This window comes from Buttiauxella sp. WJP83, assembly GCF_027594725.1.
In the GTDB taxonomy this organism is placed as follows: Bacteria; Pseudomonadota; Gammaproteobacteria; order Enterobacterales; family Enterobacteriaceae; genus Buttiauxella; species Buttiauxella selenatireducens.
Map to the genome: position 1 here is coordinate 400,685 of NZ_CP110080.1, position 17,110 is coordinate 417,794.

Sequence of the window (17,110 nt, forward strand, 5' to 3'; positions counted from 1 at the left end):
GCTTAAAAACAAAAATGCCCAGGTGTTTGGCCTGGGCGCAAAGAATTTCTTTTATCAGGCGAGGAGAGTACCAGGCTTAAACCATTCACTCCGAGAGTTCAGGAGATCCTGAGCTTTCATCGCTTTCTTTCCTGCGGGCTGAAGTGATTCCAGATTTAAAATCCCTTCACCAGTCGCCACCTGAATACCTTGTTTATTGGTTTCGATAATGGTTCCAGGGGCAGATTTAGTGTGCTGATTAATCACTGAAGCTTGCCAGATTTTTACCGGTTGCTCATCGATTTCCAACCAACTCATTGGCCATGGATTAAATGCCCTAATGCAACGTTCCAGCTGTTCAGCAGAAAGTGTCCAGTCAATACGCGCTTCTTCCTTGCTGAGTTTCTCGGCGTAAGTCACCCACTCTTCGTTTTGAACTTCTGGATGTGCACAACCAGTTGCCAGTTGGTTTAACGTTTCCAATAAACCTTCAGGGCCAAGGTTTGCCAGCTTATCGTATAGTGTTGCACTGGTATCAGTGGCTTCAATCGGGCAGGCAAGTTTTAACAGCATATCGCCAGTATCCAGACCAACATCCATTTGCATAATGGTGACGCCTGTTTCGGCATCACCAGCCCACAATGAACGTTGAATCGGTGCCGCACCTCTCCAGCGTGGCAGCAGCGAACCATGCACATTGATACATCCCATGCGCGGCATATCGAGCACGGCTTTTGGAAGAATCAAACCGTAAGCTACGACGACCATCACATCGGCATTCAGGCTGGAAACCAATTCCTGATTCTCTACTGGGCGCAATGAGGCTGGTTGGAAAACGGGGATATTCTTTTCTGTCGCCAGCACCTTGACCGGGCTCGGCATCAGCTTTTTGCCACGACCAGCTGGTCTGTCTGGCTGTGTAAATACGCCAACGACCTGGTGCTGAGAAGACAACAGCGCGTCAAGATGACGCGCTGCAAAGTCAGGAGTACCCGCGAAAATAATACGCAGTGAATCAGACACATTATTCCCTTTTATGATGGGTTAGGCGCTCTTGTTCAGACGAGCCATTTTTTCCAGTTTCTGACGAATACGCTGACGTTTCAACGGTGACAGATAATCGACGAACAGTTTTCCAACCAAGTGATCCATCTCGTGCTGAATACAAATAGCGAGTAGACCGTCAGCTTCCAGTTCATACGGTTGGCCTTCACGGTCCAGCGCTCGAATTTTGACGCGCTCTGCACGAGGCACTAACGCACGTTGTTCTGGAATAGAAAGACAACCTTCTTCGATACCTGTTTCACCGCTTTTTTCCAGCAGCTCAGGGTTGATTAAAACCAGGCGCTCATCGCGGTTTTCAGAAACATCAATCACAATAATACGTTGATGGATATCCACCTGTGTTGCTGCAAGGCCAATACCTTCCTCAGCGTACATTGTCTCAAACATGTCATCGACAATCCGCTGAATCTCCGCATTTACCTCTTTGACCGGCGTCGCTACAGTGCGAAGGCGCTCGTCCGGAAAATGTAATACCTGCAAAACTGACATAAATATCCAGAGCTGTGTTCAATTGATAGAAAGATTAATACCTCTATTCTAGACATTTCCAGGCCTGATTGACAGCATCAGTGACCAATCGCAAGGATTGCATTTATCGCTTATGGCAGGAGGATGCTGTGCCATTTAAAGAGATCTGGTTACGCCTGATGGCAGTGCAAAATTTGAGCGGAGATAAGTTATTAAAAATTGCCCATTTCTTATTGAACGATTCAGGATGCTCGATTGCTTCGCTAACTCAAGCCGGTTTATCAACCCGCCAGACTGCCCAATTTAGGGAGTGCAGTGACAGGGAAATAGAAAAAGGGTTGTTATGGCTTGAACAACCCAACCACTATCTTCTCACAGCAGATGACGACAATTACCCTGAACAGTTGCGGGCAATAGATTGTTATCCCGCAGCGCTATTTGTCGCGGGCAATATTGAGCTTCTTTCCAGTAATCAACTCGCTGTGGTGGGCAGCCGTAATCTTTCTTTGTATGGGGAGCGTTGGTGCAGGATGTTTTGTGAACCCCTTGCCATCGCGGGATTGACGATAACCAGTGGTTTGGCGCTGGGCATAGATGCAGTTGCTCATCGCGCGGCTTTGAGTTGTCACGGAAAGACAGTAGCGGTATTGGGAAATGGTTTGGCCAGTATTTATCCTAAACGTCATAAATCATTGGCCGAGCAGATTGTTGCTGAAGGTGGCACAGTCATCTCAGAATTCCCCCTCGGAACTACGCCTTGGCCGGGTAATTTCCCTCGCAGAAACCGTATTATCAGTGGGTTGAGCCGAGCTGTATTTGTTGTGGAAGCTAGCGAGCGGAGTGGCTCACTGGTCACTGCTCGTTATGCAATTGAACAAGGTAGGGAATTATTTGCATTACCGGGGGCGGTCGGTAGCCCGGGTAGTGAGGGGCCACACTGGTTGATAAAGCAGGGCGCTACACTGGTGAGCCATCCCTCTGACATCCTCGAGCATCTTGAAAGTGAACTGCATTGGCTTCCTTCACCTCACAAAGCACTAATATATTCACAGAATGAAGGGGATCGTACATTGCCATTTCCTGAGCTGTTGGCTAACGTAGGAGATGAGGTTACACCTGTTGACGTCGTCGCTGAACGTGCCGGCCAACCTGTGCCAGTGACAGTAGCTCAACTGCTCGAATTGGAGTTAGCAGGGTGGATCGCAGCTGTACCCGGCGGCTATGTCCGATTAAGGAGGGCATGCCATGTTCGACGTACTAATGTACTTATTTGAAACCTACATCCATAACGAAGCGGAAATGCGAGTTGATCAAGATAAATTGACGCGTGATCTCTCCGATGCTGGTTTTGATCACGAAGACATTTATAACGCGCTTGTGTGGCTTGAAAAGTTGGCTGACTATCAAGATGGTCTTGCTGAACCCATGCAATTGGCTGCTGATCCGCTTTCTATGCGTATGTATACCGCAGAAGAATGTCAGCGACTTGATGCATCTTGTCGGGGGTTTTTACTGTTCCTGGAACAGATTCAGGTGCTAAACCTCGAAACCCGTGAAATGGTCATTGAAAGAGTATTAGCATTAGACACTGCCGAGTTCGAGCTGGAAGATTTAAAGTGGGTCGTGCTTATGGTGTTATTCAATATTCCGGGTTGTGAAAACGCTTATCAGCAAATGGAAGAATTACTCTTCGAAGTAAATGAAGGTATGCTGCACTAAATAAAAGTCGCAGCATGAGATGTTATGACCAAATCAGCACTGTTCACTGTGCCTAAAAATGAACCCTGTCCCCAATGCGGGGCAGGGTTAGTCATTCGTTCCGGTAAACACGGCCCTTTTCTTGGCTGTTCCCATTATCCGGAATGTGATTATGTGCGCCCGTTAAAAAGCCTGGCAGATGGCCATGTGGTCAAAGTGCTTGAAGGCCAACTCTGCCCTGTATGTCAGGAAAACCTGGTTCTGCGGCAGGGCCGTTTTGGGATGTTTATCGCCTGCAGCAACTATCCAACTTGTGCGCACACTGAAGTTATCGACAAACCCGATGAAACGGCTATCAGTTGTCCGCAATGCCAACAAGGGCAATTAGTCCAACGACGTTCACGATTTGGCAAAACCTTTTGGTCATGCGATAGCTTTCCGACATGTCAGTTCGTCATTAATAGCAAACCAGTGGCAGGCGAATGCCCTGCGTGTCACTATCCTTTACTTATCGAAAAGAAAACGGCGCAAGGATTGAAACAATTCTGTGCCAGCAAACAATGTGGAAAGCCGGTAACGGCGGAATAAAGCTTGTGAAGACAAACCTGCAAACAGAGCAACTCCAAGAGATCGTTGCCGCCCTGAAACAACAACAAGTCATCGCTTATCCAACCGAAGCTGTTTTTGGCGTGGGTTGTGATCCTGACAGTGAGCTGGCAGTCACGCGCTTGCTTGATTTAAAACATCGGCCTGTAGATAAAGGCCTGATTCTGATAGCTGCGTCTTATGAGCAACTTGTTCCTTATATAGATAGCGCCGTTCTGTCGCAAAAGCAGCGAGAAGATGTGTTTTCTTGCTGGCCAGGACCGGTGACCTTTGTCTTTCCTGCGCTGCCTTCAACACCGCGCTGGTTAACCGGGCGATTTGATTCCTTAGCAGTGAGAGTGACGGATCATCCTTTGGTACGCGAGCTATGCCTTGCTTATGGCAAGCCCCTGGTTTCTACCAGTGCCAATCTATCTGGTTTGCCACCGTGTCGTACTGCGGATGAAGTCTTCACGCAATTTGGCGATGACTTCCCGGTACTGCGAGGGGATACCGGAGGCCGGCAGAATCCTTCAGAAATTCGCGACGCTTTGACCGGCGAACTATTCCGCCAGGGGTAAATAATGGAAGTCTTTGCCGTATTTGGTAACCCAATTCAGCACAGTAAGTCACCGCAAATCCATAAGATGTTTGCTGAGCAATTAAACATTGAGCATCCATATGGTCGTGTCCTTGCACCTGTTGATGCTTTTATAGAAACGCTTGAGCAGTTTTTTCAATCGGGCGGTAAAGGAATCAACATTACGGTTCCTTTCAAAGAACAAGCATACTTGCGTGCAGATGAGTTGACCGAACGTGCCGCATTAGCGGGAGCGGTAAATACCCTTAAGCGCCTGGAAGATGGTCGTCTGTTGGGTGATAACACTGATGGGATTGGACTGCTAACCGATTTGGAGCGTCTATCTTTAATTAAATCCGGCTACCGTATTTTACTGCTTGGCGCTGGTGGTGCTGCCAGGGGAGTATTGCTGCCATTGCTTTCGCTAGACTGCGCTGTGACGATAACCAACCGAACTTACTCGCGGGCAAAAGAACTCGCTCAGTTGTTTAATCATATGGGAAGTGTTCAAGCATTAGAGCAGACTGAATTGGATGGCCACGAGTTTGACCTCATTATTAATGCCACTTCGAGCGGAATAGCTGGCGATATTCCCTCAATCCCTGCGTCTGTGCTTTCTCATAATGTCTATTGCTATGACATGTTTTATCAAAAGGGCGAAACACCTTTCTTGAGCTGGTGCAAACAGCACGGCGTTCAGCATTATGCTGATGGCTTAGGAATGCTGGTGGGCCAGGCTGCACATGCATTTTTCTTGTGGCACGGTGTGTTACCTGAAATCACACCAGTAATAGAGAAGCTAAAGCTGGATATGTCACAGTGAACCAGGCTATCCAATTTCCCGATCGTGAAGAATGGGACGACCAACGTCATGCTATTTGCTTCCCTGCTTTAGTCAATGGCTTTCAGGTGATGTGCGGTATTACCGCCGAGATTATCGCCAGCCGTTATGGTGGCGATAATAAAGAGAGATGGCTCGAGCTCTTTCGTCTTAACCGCTGGGATTTGGAAGAAGAAGCTGAAACATTGATTGCTACTGGCAAAGACAATGCTCAAGGCTGGATTTGGCTTTCCTGAGCGAGATATTCATCCTTCCAGCGAACATAGTTATTCGCAGAGTATGTTAAGCCTTCTAATTCTTCAGGTGTAAGAGGGCGAATTTGTTTAACGGGGCTGCCAAGATAAAGGTAGCCACTTGCAAGACGCTTGTTCTGCGGTACCAGACTCCCCGCCCCGATCATGACATCATCTTCTATTACTACCCCATCCAACAAAATTGATCCCATTCCGACAAGCACGCGATTACCAATAGTGCACCCGTGTAGCATGACCTTGTGCCCAACCGTCACATCTTCGCCGACAACAAGCGGATTCCCCTCGGGCTTATAGGATGATTTATGTGTGACATGTAACACGCTACCATCCTGGATATTGCTACGTGCGCCAATTGCCACATAGTTAACGTCTCCGCGAATAGCGACTAGCGGCCAAATGCTCACATCATCGGCAAGACGTACGTCACCAATCACAACACTTGAATCATCAAGCATCACGCGTTGGCCAATTTCAGGATAAGTTTTTTGGAAAGGTCGTAATACTGCGGACATAAACACCTCTGAAAGTTCTCTTCGTAGATAGACTCTGGCTGCTTTATGAACCGATGGCAAGGAGGTAAAGCACCGAAAACAGGCCAGATCGAACACGATCGCAGCGAAAAGGGCGAAAACTAATCAGTCAGTTGAAAAGATCGAAAAAATGGTTGTGCAATAAAAAGAGATCCCTATAATGCGCCTCCATCGACACGGAACATGTGAACAACATCACAGAGTAACGGCAGCGATGAGAGTCAAATATCCTGAAATTAAGGGTTGACTCTGAAAGAGGAAAGCGTAATATACGCCACCTCGAGTTAGCAAGCGAAAGCGCGTAACTCACTGCTCTTTAACAATTTATCAGACAATCTGTGTGGGCACTCGCAGGATTGATATCTCAGATACCTTCGGGTATCAAAAAAATATCAAGTCTTGAAGAGTGACCAAGCAGTAATTCATTTAGTTGAATTATTACGAAAGTTAATTTTTGAGCACCGCTTCACGAGTTGAAGCAAATCAAGCTTTTAATTGAAGAGTTTGATCATGGCTCAGATTGAACGCTGGCGGCAGGCCTAACACATGCAAGTCGAGCGGTAGCACAGGAGAGCTTGCTCTCCGGGTGACGAGCGGCGGACGGGTGAGTAATGTCTGGGAAACTGCCTGATGGAGGGGGATAACTACTGGAAACGGTAGCTAATACCGCATAACGTCTTCGGACCAAAGTGGGGGACCTTCGGGCCTCATGCCATCAGATGTGCCCAGATGGGATTAGCTAGTAGGTGAGGTAATGGCTCACCTAGGCGACGATCCCTAGCTGGTCTGAGAGGATGACCAGCCACACTGGAACTGAGACACGGTCCAGACTCCTACGGGAGGCAGCAGTGGGGAATATTGCACAATGGGCGCAAGCCTGATGCAGCCATGCCGCGTGTATGAAGAAGGCCTTCGGGTTGTAAAGTACTTTCAGCGAGGAGGAAGGCGTTAAGGTTAATAACCTTGGCGATTGACGTTACTCGCAGAAGAAGCACCGGCTAACTCCGTGCCAGCAGCCGCGGTAATACGGAGGGTGCAAGCGTTAATCGGAATTACTGGGCGTAAAGCGCACGCAGGCGGTTTGTCAAGTCGGATGTGAAATCCCCGGGCTCAACCTGGGAACTGCATTCGAAACTGGCAAGCTAGAGTCTTGTAGAGGGGGGTAGAATTCCAGGTGTAGCGGTGAAATGCGTAGAGATCTGGAGGAATACCGGTGGCGAAGGCGGCCCCCTGGACAAAGACTGACGCTCAGGTGCGAAAGCGTGGGGAGCAAACAGGATTAGATACCCTGGTAGTCCACGCCGTAAACGATGTCGACTTGGAGGTTGTTCCCTTGAGGAGTGGCTTCCGGAGCTAACGCGTTAAGTCGACCGCCTGGGGAGTACGGCCGCAAGGTTAAAACTCAAATGAATTGACGGGGGCCCGCACAAGCGGTGGAGCATGTGGTTTAATTCGATGCAACGCGAAGAACCTTACCTACTCTTGACATCCACGGAATTCGGCAGAGATGCCTTAGTGCCTTCGGGAACCGTGAGACAGGTGCTGCATGGCTGTCGTCAGCTCGTGTTGTGAAATGTTGGGTTAAGTCCCGCAACGAGCGCAACCCTTATCCTTTGTTGCCAGCGGTTCGGCCGGGAACTCAAAGGAGACTGCCAGTGATAAACTGGAGGAAGGTGGGGATGACGTCAAGTCATCATGGCCCTTACGAGTAGGGCTACACACGTGCTACAATGGCGCATACAAAGAGAAGCGACCTCGCGAGAGCAAGCGGACCTCATAAAGTGCGTCGTAGTCCGGATCGGAGTCTGCAACTCGACTCCGTGAAGTCGGAATCGCTAGTAATCGTAGATCAGAATGCTACGGTGAATACGTTCCCGGGCCTTGTACACACCGCCCGTCACACCATGGGAGTGGGTTGCAAAAGAAGTAGGTAGCTTAACCTTCGGGAGGGCGCTTACCACTTTGTGATTCATGACTGGGGTGAAGTCGTAACAAGGTAACCGTAGGGGAACCTGCGGTTGGATCACCTCCTTACCTAATAGATACAACCCGCGTAGTGCTCACACAGATTGTCTGATGAAAAATAAGCAGTAAAAATCTCTGCAGGCTTGTAGCTCAGGTGGTTAGAGCGCACCCCTGATAAGGGTGAGGTCGGTGGTTCAAGTCCACTCAGGCCTACCAAATTCGCCTCCGTGTTGCGTTGCGACGATGCTCACATACATAAGTATGCTTCGCATCACCACGCCTTGCCCGGAAACGAATTAGGGTAACAGAGATTAAGTTTTTGCGATGGGGTTATAGCTCAGCTGGGAGAGCGCCTGCCTTGCACGCAGGAGGTCTGCGGTTCGATCCCGCATAGCTCCACCATCCTTTTACTGCGAAAACTAAGAAAACTTCAGAGTGTACCTGAAAAGGTTCACTGCGAAGTTTTGCTCTTTAAAAATCTGGAACAAGCTGAAAATTGAAACGACATGTCGTCTCATTCCTCCGTAATAAGGAATGGGAATACGATATGTTCGAGTCTCTCAAATTTTCGCAACCTCGATTGTGTCTCACGAGACATCTTCGGGTTGTGAGGTTAAGCGACTAAGCGTACACGGTGGATGCCCTGGCAGTCAGAGGCGATGAAGGACGTGCTAATCTGCGATAAGCGTCGGTAAGGTGATATGAACCGTTATAACCGACGATTTCCGAATGGGGAAACCCAGTGCAATTCGTTGCACTATCGTTAAGTGAATACATAGCTTAACGAAGCGAACCGGGGGAACTGAAACATCTAAGTACCCCGAGGAAAAGAAATCAACCGAGATTCCCCCAGTAGCGGCGAGCGAACGGGGAGCAGCCCAGAGTCTGAATCAGTTTGTGCATTAGTGGAAGCGTCTGGAAAGTCGCAGGGTACAGGGTGATACTCCCGTACACAAAAATGCACTTGCTGTGAACTCGAAGAGTAGGGCGGGACACGTGGTATCCTGTCTGAATATGGGGGGACCATCCTCCAAGGCTAAATACTCCTGACTGACCGATAGTGAACCAGTACCGTGAGGGAAAGGCGAAAAGAACCCCGGCGAGGGGAGTGAAACAGAACCTGAAACCGTGTACGTACAAGCAGTGGGAGCCTCTTTTATGGGGTGACTGCGTACCTTTTGTATAATGGGTCAGCGACTTATATTCTGTAGCAAGGTTAACCGTATAGGGGAGCCGCAGGGAAACCGAGTCTTAACTGGGCGTTAAGTTGCAGGGTATAGACCCGAAACCCGGTGATCTAGCCATGGGCAGGTTGAAGGTTGGGTAACACTAACTGGAGGACCGAACCGACTAATGTTGAAAAATTAGCGGATGACTTGTGGCTGGGGGTGAAAGGCCAATCAAACCGGGAGATAGCTGGTTCTCCCCGAAAGCTATTTAGGTAGCGCCTCGTGAACTCATCTTCGGGGGTAGAGCACTGTTTCGGCTAGGGGGCCATCCCGGCTTACCAACCCGATGCAAACTACGAATACCGAAGAATGTTATCACGGGAGACACACGGCGGGTGCTAACGTCCGTCGTGAAGAGGGAAACAACCCAGACCGCCAGCTAAGGTCCCAAAGTCATGGTTAAGTGGGAAACGATGTGGGAAGGCACAGACAGCCAGGATGTTGGCTTAGAAGCAGCCATCATTTAAAGAAAGCGTAATAGCTCACTGGTCGAGTCGGCCTGCGCGGAAGATGTAACGGGGCTAAACCATGCACCGAAGCTGCGGCAGCGACGCTTATGCGTTGTTGGGTAGGGGAGCGTTCTGTAAGCCGTTGAAGCTGGACTGTGAGGTCTGGTGGAGGTATCAGAAGTGCGAATGCTGACATAAGTAACGATAAAGCGGGTGAAAAGCCCGCTCGCCGGAAGACCAAGGGTTCCTGTCCAACGTTAATCGGGGCAGGGTGAGTCGACCCCTAAGGCGAGGCCGAAAGGCGTAGTCGATGGGAAACAGGTTAATATTCCTGTACTCGGTGTTACTGCGAAGGGGGGACGGAGAAGGCTATGTTAGCCGGGCGACGGTTGTCCCGGTTTAAGCATGTAGGCGGGAAGTTTAGGTAAATCCGGACTTCTGTTAACGCTGAGGTGTGATGACGAGGCACTACGGTGCTGAAGTAACAAATGCCCTGCTTCCAGGAAAAGCCTCTAAGCATCAGGTAACATCAAATCGTACCCCAAACCGACACAGGTGGTCAGGTAGAGAATACCAAGGCGCTTGAGAGAACTCGGGTGAAGGAAACTAGGCAAAATGGTGCCGTAACTTCGGGAGAAGGCACGCTGTCGGTAGGTGAAGTCCCTTGCGGATGGAGCTGAAGGCAGTCGAAGATACCAGCTGGCTGCAACTGTTTATTAAAAACACAGCACTGTGCAAACACGAAAGTGGACGTATACGGTGTGACGCCTGCCCGGTGCCGGAAGGTTAATTGATGGGGTTATCCGTAAGGAGAAGCTCTTGATCGAAGCCCCGGTAAACGGCGGCCGTAACTATAACGGTCCTAAGGTAGCGAAATTCCTTGTCGGGTAAGTTCCGACCTGCACGAATGGCGTAATGATGGCCAGGCTGTCTCCACCCGAGACTCAGTGAAATTGAAATCGCTGTGAAGATGCAGTGTACCCGCGGCAAGACGGAAAGACCCCGTGAACCTTTACTATAGCTTGACACTGAACATTGAGCCTTGATGTGTAGGATAGGTGGGAGGCTTTGAAGCGTGGACGCCAGTCTGCGTGGAGCCAACCTTGAAATACCACCCTTTAATGTTTGATGTTCTAACGTAGACCCGTGATCCGGGTTGCGGACAGTGTCTGGTGGGTAGTTTGACTGGGGCGGTCTCCTCCTAAAGCGTAACGGAGGAGCACGAAGGTTAGCTAATCACGGTCGGACATCGTGAGGTTAGTGCAAAGGCATAAGCTAGCTTGACTGCGAGAGTGACGGCTCGAGCAGGTGCGAAAGCAGGTCTTAGTGATCCGGTGGTTCTGAATGGAAGGGCCATCGCTCAACGGATAAAAGGTACTCCGGGGATAACAGGCTGATACCGCCCAAGAGTTCATATCGACGGCGGTGTTTGGCACCTCGATGTCGGCTCATCACATCCTGGGGCTGAAGTAGGTCCCAAGGGTATGGCTGTTCGCCATTTAAAGTGGTACGCGAGCTGGGTTTAGAACGTCGTGAGACAGTTCGGTCCCTATCTGCCGTGGGCGCTGGAGAATTGAGGGGGGCTGCTCCTAGTACGAGAGGACCGGAGTGGACGCATCACTGGTGTTCGGGTTGTCATGCCAATGGCATTGCCCGGTAGCTAAATGCGGAAAAGATAAGCGCTGAAAGCATCTAAGCGCGAAACTTGCCCCGAGATGAATTCTCCCTGAGACCCTGAGTCTCCTGAAGGAACGTTGAAGACTACGACGTTGATAGGCTGGGTGTGTAAGCGTAGCGATACGTTGAGCTAACCAGTACTAATGATCCGTGAGGCTTAACCTTACAACACCGAAGGTGTTTTGGTGAAGAGACAGACAATTTTCAGCTTAATTCCAAGATTTTAAGTCGATGGTTACAGGTAACACTGTGACGGTTGATGAAAACAGAATATGCCTGGCGGCAGTAGCGCGGTGGTCCCACCTGACCCCATGCCGAACTCAGAAGTGAAACGCCGTAGCGCCGATGGTAGTGTGGGGTCTCCCCATGCGAGAGTAGGGAACTGCCAGGCTCCAAATTAAAGCGTGCTGATATGGCTCAGTTGGTAGAGCGCACCCTTGGTAAGGGTGAGGTCCCCAGTTCGACTCTGGGTATCAGCACCAGTTTTTAGGTTAATGTTCGGCGCTAGATAAAAGAATTTGCCTGGCGGCAGTAGCGCGGTGGTCCCACCTGACCCCATGCCGAACTCAGAAGTGAAACGCCGTAGCGCCGATGGTAGTGTGGGGTCTCCCCATGCGAGAGTAGGGAACTGCCAGGCTCCAAATAAACAAAAAGGCCATCCGAAAGGATGGCCTTTTTGTTTTGTATCTTTGTAAAAGATAAAGCCACCCCTGTGGCTTTTATCTTTAAATATCAATGAATAACCTGAGACAGAAATGCACGTGTACGTTCTGATTTTGGATGAGCAAAGAACTCATTTGGAGGTGCCTGCTCAACAATTTCCCCTCGATCCATGAAGATCACTCTATCTGCTACCGTTCGCGCAAAGCCCATTTCATGTGTCACACACAGCATGGTCATCCCTGATTCTGCAAGGCCAATCATCGTATCGAGCACTTCCTTTACCATCTCAGGATCAAGTGCAGAGGTGGGTTCATCAAAAAGCATGATCTTTGGCTTCATACACAACGAGCGAGCAATCGCCACGCGTTGTTGTTGCCCTCCGGATATTTGCCCTGGAAATTTATGCGCATGCTCGGCAATTCGTACTTTTTCCAGATAATGCATTGCCAGCACTTCAGCCTCTTTCCTGGGCATTTTTCGCACCCAAATTGGAGCCAGCGTACAGTTCTGCAACACGGTGAGATGCGGGAAAAGATTAAAATGCTGGAATACCATTCCGACTTCGGTTCGAACCTTCTCAATATTTCGCAAATCATCGTTTAGCTCAGTACCATCAACGACAATACGCCCTTGCTGATGTTCTTCCAGGTGATTAATACAACGTATGGTTGTGGATTTACCTGAGCCGGAAGGGCCGCACAATACAATGCGCTCACCTTTCTGCACCTTCAGATTGATATCTTTTAGCACATGAAACTGCCCGTACCATTTATTGACATTCTCCAGCATGATCATCGCATCAGCGGGGCGCATAGTAATTTGACTCATTTATTCATCCTCAATGCGGTGTTCGTCCGGTGTTAAAACGTTTTTCAAGATGCTGGCTATAGCGCGACATACTGAAACAGAAAATCCAGTAGATGAGAGCGGCAAAGACGTAACCTTCTGTCGACATGCCAAGCCAGGCAGGGTCAACAGTGGCTTGCTGTACACTGCTGAACAGATCAAACAGGCCGATAATGATCACCAGGCTAGTATCTTTAAACAGAGCAATGATGGTATTGACCAGACCAGGAATCACCATTTTCAGTGCCTGGGGTAAGATAACCAGCCCTTGTGTTTTCCAGTAACCGAGCGCCAGAGACTCTGCGGCTTCATATTGCCCTTTTGGTAAGGCCTGTAAGCCCCCGCGGACCACTTCAGCGACATAAGCTGACTGGAATAAGATCACCCCGACGAGTGCGCGGATTAGTTTATCGATGCTTGTTCCTTCCGAAAGAAACAATGGCAACATGACTGATGACATGAACAACACCGTGATTAACGGTACGCCGCGCCAGAACTCGATAAATACCACGGACAATATTCTGACCACTGGCATGGTTGAGCGTCGACCTAATGCCAGTAAGATCCCCAAAGGTAAGGCACCAGCGATCCCTACCGAAGCAATGATCAACGTTAATGTGAGTCCGCCCCACTGGCGTGTTTCGACACGATCCAGCCCCAAAAAACCACCGTACAATAGGCCCCAAACAACCAATGGATAGATGACAGCCCACACAGCAATGTATCGTCCACGGTGCGGCATGGCATTCCAGAACATTGGGATTATCGATACGAGCCCCGTAAGCAGTGCTAGATTAATACGCCAACGCAGGTCATGCGGATACAGCCCATACATAAACTGCCCGAACCGTGCGTGGATAAACACCCAGCACGCACCTTCTTTAGTACAGTCTGCGCGGGTCTCACCAAACCAGTTTGCCTGGAATATCGTCCAGTTTAGCAACGGCGGAATAAGCTCCCACATCATCCACAAACAGAAAATAGTCAGTAAGCTGTTAGACCAGCTGGAAAAGAGATTTTTACGAGCCCACTGTACGGCCCCTAAACGAACCACTGCTGGGCGCGTGTGATGTGACATCAATGCTTTTGCCATCGTAATTCCTTAGCGCTCTATCAGGGCAATTCGCCGATTATAGATATTCATCAATAACGAAATAGTCAGGCTGATAAGCAGATATACCGACATCGTTATGGCAATCGTTTCAATCGCTTGCCCTGTCTGATTGAGGACTGTACCTGCAAAAAGTGAAACCATATCCGGGTAGCCAATAGCAGCTGCCAGCGATGAGTTCTTAACGATATTGAGATACTGGCTAGTGAGCGGTGGAATGATCACGCGCATTGCCTGCGGAATGATGACCTGGCGCAATGTTACCGGGTTCGGTATCCCTAACGAACGTGCCGCTTCGTGTTGACCGTAAGGCACGGACTGAATACCTGCACGGATGATTTCAGCAATGAAAGCCGAGGTATAAACCGATAACGCCAGGGTTAATGCCGCCAGCTCAGGAATCAGAACCATCCCTCCGCGGAAGTTAAAACCGCGTAACGCAGGAATATCCCAGTGCAGTGCAGAACCGAAAATCCACTGAGCAAGCATCGGCAATAATATCAATAGGCCCAGCGCATACGGCCAGGTACGACGTAATTGCCCAGTTTTTATCTGATGCATTTTGTTGTAACGATAGAGACCTGCTGATGCGATAAGTGCCACGATAATTGCGGCCAAAAATGCCAGCGCACCCTCGCCAATCTGTGGTGATGGGATGTAAAGCCCGCGGTTACTCAGGTAAAGAAGATCGAATGCACTGACCGCCTGCCGAGGGCCTGGCAAGTTACGCAGTACGGCAAAATACCAAAAGAAGATCTGCAATAAAGGCGGGATATTGCGGAATGTCTCAATGTAAAAAGTAGACAGCTTGCGTAGTAGCCAGTTGTCGGAAAGCCGAGCCAGCCCGAGGAAAAAGCCAATAAATGACGCAAACAAAATGCATAACGCTGAAACCAATAAGGTATTGAGCAGACCCACAATGAACACGCGACCATAGGTATCACCCTGTTCATAATCAATAAGATGCTGAACGATACCGAAACCAGCGCTACGGTCCAGAAATGCAAAACCTGAGGTAATACCACGATTGCTAAGGTTAGTGACAGTGTTGTGTATCAGGTAAATAGCGATGCCGACAACGGCGACGACAGCAATAATCTGAAACAGCCAGGCACGAACCGCTGGGTTAGAAAAGGAGATATCACCTTTTACGATTGGGCGGCGATGGGACATAAGCGAACCTCAGTGACATAAACTCAAACTTTTGGGCACTACTGTTGTAGTGCCCATTTATGACGTATCGCTTAGCGAACTGGTGGTGCGTACTGGATTCCGCCTTTATTCCACAAGTTGTTTTGTCCGCGTTTAATTTTCAGCGGGCTTTCAGAGCCAACGTTGTGCTCGAAAATTTCAGCGTAGTTACCCACTTGTTTGACGATGTTGAATGCCCATTTGTTGTCGAGTTTTAGGTCCTTACCAAAATCACCTTCTTTACCTAACAGGTGTGCCATATCTGGCGTTGTTGGGTTAGCGGCCATCTGGTCAACGTTTTTAGAATCAACACCCATCTCTTCTGCGTTCAGCATAGCGAACAGCGTCCAGCGCACGATGGAGAACCAGTCTTCATCACCACGACGGACAACGGGGCCTAAAGGTTCTTTTGAAATAACTTCAGGGAGAACAATCCACTCACCAGGATTGCTCAGTTTTATGCGCAGAGCGTAGAGTTGCGACTGATCGGAAGCCAGGGTATCGCAGCGACCGGATTCCAGCGCTTTAGCTGACTCATCAGAACGGTCGAAAGTCACTGGGGTGTATTTCATGTTATTGGCTTTGAAATAGTCGGCAACGTTGAGTTCTGTGTCCGTGCCTGCCTGAATACAAACCGTTGCGCCATCCAGTTCCTTCGCGCTTTTCAAATCCGCTTTGTTGTGGGTCAGGAAGCCGATACCGTCGTAATAAGTGACACCAGTAAACGACATACCCATGCCCGCATCACGGGAGGAAGTCCAGGTGGTATTACGCGATAAAATGTCTACTTCACCGGATTGCAGAGCGGTGAAACGCTCTTTTGCCGTCAGTGGGGTGTATTTCACTTTTGAGGCATCGCCAAATACCGCAGCTGCAACACCACGGCAAACGTCCACATCAATACCGGTAAATTTACCGTTTGCATCGGCATAAGAAAAACCAGGCAAGCCGTCACTGATTCCGCACTGCACAAAGCCTTTCTTTTTTACCGCTTCAAACGTGGAACCAGCATGGGCCTGATTAACAACCGCGAATAATGCACCGGCTGCGACCAGAGTGGATATCAATGTCTTTTTCATAATGCATCCTGTGTGGCGAAATTATCGTTATAAGTGTTGGCGTCCGGATGGCGCCATTTGTCCTGTCTGTGGCATCTGCCAGTCTGGATAAAGCAAAGGGAGTGCCAGGATTGCGAGCGAGGGTTTGCGTGTACCGCTCGACGCAGTAAGCAGAGTGTAGACAGTAAAAATGGCTCTCAGCGCCCTGTAACAGTGCAAAACTGAAACCTACGCCACATTTCAGCGCAAAAAAGTTTCAGTTTTTGATCATATGAAAAAGAAGTAATTTCAGGGGGTAACATTAGCGTGAGTAGTATGAAGAATGGATTGTGAGAGTAATCACGGCTTCTGTTTAGGATAGTCCAAAAAAAAGCGCGCCATCATCAGGGCGCGCTTTTCAAAAATATGCTTTGGCTTATTTAGTTAAGGCCACAATACCCAGCGTTAATCCGGCAATCGCTGCGGCACCACCGGCGATAGCCCCCGCCGTTTCCCAGTTATCTTGCGTCGTCCCTTTCATACAGGTATTGGTGTGCACCAAACGTCCCTGGTCGTCATAGACCGGTACACAAGGTGAGTTGGTTGCACAACCCGCCAGAAGCGTAGAAAGCAACGCAGCGGCAATGAGCTTTTTCATATGGAACCTCGTTAACGCAAACCCCGTCCAGGGATGACTTGTGCGCTATGGCCACAAAGTTATCTAAAAACCTGGTTCGGTGTGAATGTGATGATTTTATCACCGTGATTAGCCTTGCGAGGAGTCGGGAATAATTGCAATTCATGTGCTGTGTAAACAAAGTGGAGAAAAGTGCAGACGGGCAAAAAAATGTGGAGAGAAAATGAAGTTAACTATTTTTTCCGACATTAAAAAGGGCGCTTCCTCATTCAGCAAGGCGCGCAGCTATGCCAATGGAGCAGAAA

At 49.3% G+C, this 17,110-nt stretch carries 14 protein-coding genes, 3 tRNA genes and 4 rRNA genes; 13 read left to right on the top strand and 8 right to left on the bottom strand.

What is annotated here, in order from left to right; all coding sequences use genetic code 11:
• Positions 1-54: 54 nt before the first annotated feature.
• The gene (fmt, locus tag OH773_RS01895; RefSeq protein WP_270142546.1) at positions 55-1,002 is read right to left on the bottom strand and encodes a methionyl-tRNA formyltransferase; all 948 of its coding nucleotides are present in this window, start codon (positions 1,000-1,002) and stop codon (positions 55-57) included.
• A gap of 21 nt (positions 1,003-1,023) precedes the next feature.
• On the bottom strand, positions 1,024-1,533 hold the full coding sequence (gene def, locus OH773_RS01900) for a peptide deformylase (protein ID WP_139883347.1): 510 nt from the start codon (positions 1,531-1,533) through the stop codon (positions 1,024-1,026).
• Positions 1,534-1,691: 158 nt separating this feature from the next.
• Between def and dprA the strand changes: the two genes are divergently transcribed.
• The 6 genes from dprA to OH773_RS01930 are packed head-to-tail and all read left to right on the top strand — an operon-like array spanning position 1,692 to position 5,452.
• Positions 1,692-2,786, top strand: coding sequence for a DNA-protecting protein DprA (gene dprA, locus OH773_RS01905; RefSeq protein WP_442865694.1), 1,095 nt, complete (start codon positions 1,692-1,694; stop codon positions 2,784-2,786).
• Positions 2,758-3,231 (top strand): DUF494 family protein Smg, encoded by a 474-nt coding sequence (smg, locus tag OH773_RS01910; protein WP_270142550.1) that lies wholly within the window; start codon positions 2,758-2,760, stop codon positions 3,229-3,231. The genes dprA and smg overlap by 29 nt, the downstream gene beginning before the upstream one ends.
• Positions 3,232-3,255: 24 nt before the next feature.
• Positions 3,256-3,798 (top strand): DNA topoisomerase family protein, encoded by a 543-nt coding sequence (locus tag OH773_RS01915; RefSeq protein WP_183273277.1) that lies wholly within the window; start codon positions 3,256-3,258, stop codon positions 3,796-3,798.
• 5 nt (positions 3,799-3,803) lie between these two features.
• On the top strand, positions 3,804-4,376 hold the full coding sequence (tsaC, locus tag OH773_RS01920) for an L-threonylcarbamoyladenylate synthase type 1 TsaC (RefSeq protein WP_270142553.1): 573 nt from the start codon (positions 3,804-3,806) through the stop codon (positions 4,374-4,376).
• Between the two features lie 3 nt (positions 4,377-4,379).
• Positions 4,380-5,198, top strand: a complete 819-nt coding sequence (gene aroE / locus OH773_RS01925; RefSeq protein WP_270142555.1) for a shikimate dehydrogenase — start codon at positions 4,380-4,382, stop codon at positions 5,196-5,198.
• A complete protein-coding gene (locus tag OH773_RS01930) occupies positions 5,195-5,452 on the top strand; it encodes a DUF1488 domain-containing protein (protein WP_270142557.1) in 258 nt (85 codons plus the stop codon). The genes aroE and OH773_RS01930 overlap by 4 nt, the downstream gene beginning before the upstream one ends.
• Here OH773_RS01930 and OH773_RS01935 read toward each other — a convergent pair.
• Positions 5,428-5,982, bottom strand: a complete 555-nt coding sequence (locus OH773_RS01935; RefSeq protein WP_270142559.1) for a gamma carbonic anhydrase family protein — start codon at positions 5,980-5,982, stop codon at positions 5,428-5,430. The two genes, OH773_RS01930 and OH773_RS01935, sit on opposite strands and share 25 nt — an antisense overlap.
• A 510-nt stretch (positions 5,983-6,492) precedes the next feature.
• Here OH773_RS01935 and OH773_RS01940 point away from each other — a divergent pair.
• The 7 genes from OH773_RS01940 to rrf (OH773_RS01970) all read left to right on the top strand — a co-directional run bounded on the left by OH773_RS01940 (position 6,493) and on the right by rrf (OH773_RS01970) (position 11,957).
• Positions 6,493-8,034: ribosomal RNA gene (locus tag OH773_RS01940) — 16S ribosomal RNA — on the top strand.
• Positions 8,035-8,104: 70 nt separating this feature from the next.
• A tRNA-Ile gene (locus OH773_RS01945) sits at positions 8,105-8,181 on the top strand.
• A gap of 110 nt (positions 8,182-8,291) precedes the next feature.
• Positions 8,292-8,367: transfer RNA gene (locus tag OH773_RS01950), tRNA-Ala, on the top strand.
• A 209-nt stretch (positions 8,368-8,576) separates the two neighbouring features.
• Positions 8,577-11,485 (top strand): 23S ribosomal RNA (locus OH773_RS01955).
• Positions 11,486-11,595: 110 nt separating this feature from the next.
• A 5S ribosomal RNA gene (rrf, locus tag OH773_RS01960) occupies positions 11,596-11,711 on the top strand.
• Between the two features lie 15 nt (positions 11,712-11,726).
• Positions 11,727-11,802, top strand: a tRNA-Thr gene (locus tag OH773_RS01965).
• Between the two features lie 39 nt (positions 11,803-11,841).
• A 5S ribosomal RNA gene (gene rrf, locus OH773_RS01970) occupies positions 11,842-11,957 on the top strand.
• The 16S, 23S and 5S rRNA genes sit together here with 3 tRNA genes alongside, the layout of an rRNA operon.
• A 95-nt stretch (positions 11,958-12,052) precedes the next feature.
• Here rrf (OH773_RS01970) and OH773_RS01975 read toward each other — a convergent pair.
• The 5 genes from OH773_RS01975 to OH773_RS01995 all read right to left on the bottom strand — a co-directional run bounded on the left by OH773_RS01975 (position 12,053) and on the right by OH773_RS01995 (position 16,826).
• Positions 12,053-12,811 carry an amino acid ABC transporter ATP-binding protein gene (locus OH773_RS01975; RefSeq protein ID WP_270142561.1) on the bottom strand — a complete coding sequence of 253 codons (759 nt, stop codon included), beginning with the start codon at positions 12,809-12,811 and terminating at the stop codon, positions 12,053-12,055.
• 10 nt (positions 12,812-12,821) lie between these two features.
• On the bottom strand, positions 12,822-13,922 hold the full coding sequence (locus tag OH773_RS01980; protein WP_270142563.1) for an amino acid ABC transporter permease: 1,101 nt from the start codon (positions 13,920-13,922) through the stop codon (positions 12,822-12,824).
• A 9-nt stretch (positions 13,923-13,931) separates the two neighbouring features.
• The gene (locus OH773_RS01985) at positions 13,932-15,113 is read right to left on the bottom strand and encodes an amino acid ABC transporter permease (protein ID WP_270142565.1); all 1,182 of its coding nucleotides are present in this window, start codon (positions 15,111-15,113) and stop codon (positions 13,932-13,934) included.
• A 71-nt stretch (positions 15,114-15,184) separates the two neighbouring features.
• A complete protein-coding gene (locus OH773_RS01990; RefSeq protein ID WP_270142567.1) occupies positions 15,185-16,210 on the bottom strand; it encodes an amino acid ABC transporter substrate-binding protein in 1,026 nt (341 codons plus the stop codon).
• 394 nt (positions 16,211-16,604) lie between these two features.
• Positions 16,605-16,826, bottom strand: a complete 222-nt coding sequence (locus tag OH773_RS01995) for a hypothetical protein (RefSeq protein WP_034459881.1) — start codon at positions 16,824-16,826, stop codon at positions 16,605-16,607.
• Positions 16,827-17,110 lie beyond the last annotated feature (284 nt).

What these genes read in the sequence shown, in the direction of transcription:
- def (WP_139883347.1), bottom strand. Translation starts at nt 1,533, where the DNA reads ATGTCAGTTTTGCAGGTATTACATTTTCCGGACGAGCGCCTTCGCACT.
- dprA (WP_442865694.1), top strand. Translation starts at nt 1,692, where the DNA reads ATGGCAGTGCAAAATTTGAGCGGAGATAAGTTATTAAAAATTGCCCAT.
- smg (WP_270142550.1), top strand. Translation starts at nt 2,758, where the DNA reads ATGTTCGACGTACTAATGTACTTATTTGAAACCTACATCCATAACGAA.
- OH773_RS01915 (WP_183273277.1), top strand. Translation starts at nt 3,256, where the DNA reads ATGACCAAATCAGCACTGTTCACTGTGCCTAAAAATGAACCCTGTCCC.
- aroE (WP_270142555.1), top strand. Translation starts at nt 4,380, where the DNA reads ATGGAAGTCTTTGCCGTATTTGGTAACCCAATTCAGCACAGTAAGTCA.
- OH773_RS01935 (WP_270142559.1), bottom strand. Translation starts at nt 5,982, where the DNA reads ATGTCCGCAGTATTACGACCTTTCCAAAAAACTTATCCTGAAATTGGC.
- OH773_RS01975 (WP_270142561.1), bottom strand. Translation starts at nt 12,811, where the DNA reads ATGAGTCAAATTACTATGCGCCCCGCTGATGCGATGATCATGCTGGAG.
- OH773_RS01980 (WP_270142563.1), bottom strand. Translation starts at nt 13,922, where the DNA reads ATGGCAAAAGCATTGATGTCACATCACACGCGCCCAGCAGTGGTTCGT.
- OH773_RS01985 (WP_270142565.1), bottom strand. Translation starts at nt 15,113, where the DNA reads ATGTCCCATCGCCGCCCAATCGTAAAAGGTGATATCTCCTTTTCTAAC.
- OH773_RS01990 (WP_270142567.1), bottom strand. Translation starts at nt 16,210, where the DNA reads ATGAAAAAGACATTGATATCCACTCTGGTCGCAGCCGGTGCATTATTC.
- OH773_RS01995 (WP_034459881.1), bottom strand. Translation starts at nt 16,826, where the DNA reads ATGAAAAAGCTCATTGCCGCTGCGTTGCTTTCTACGCTTCTGGCGGGT.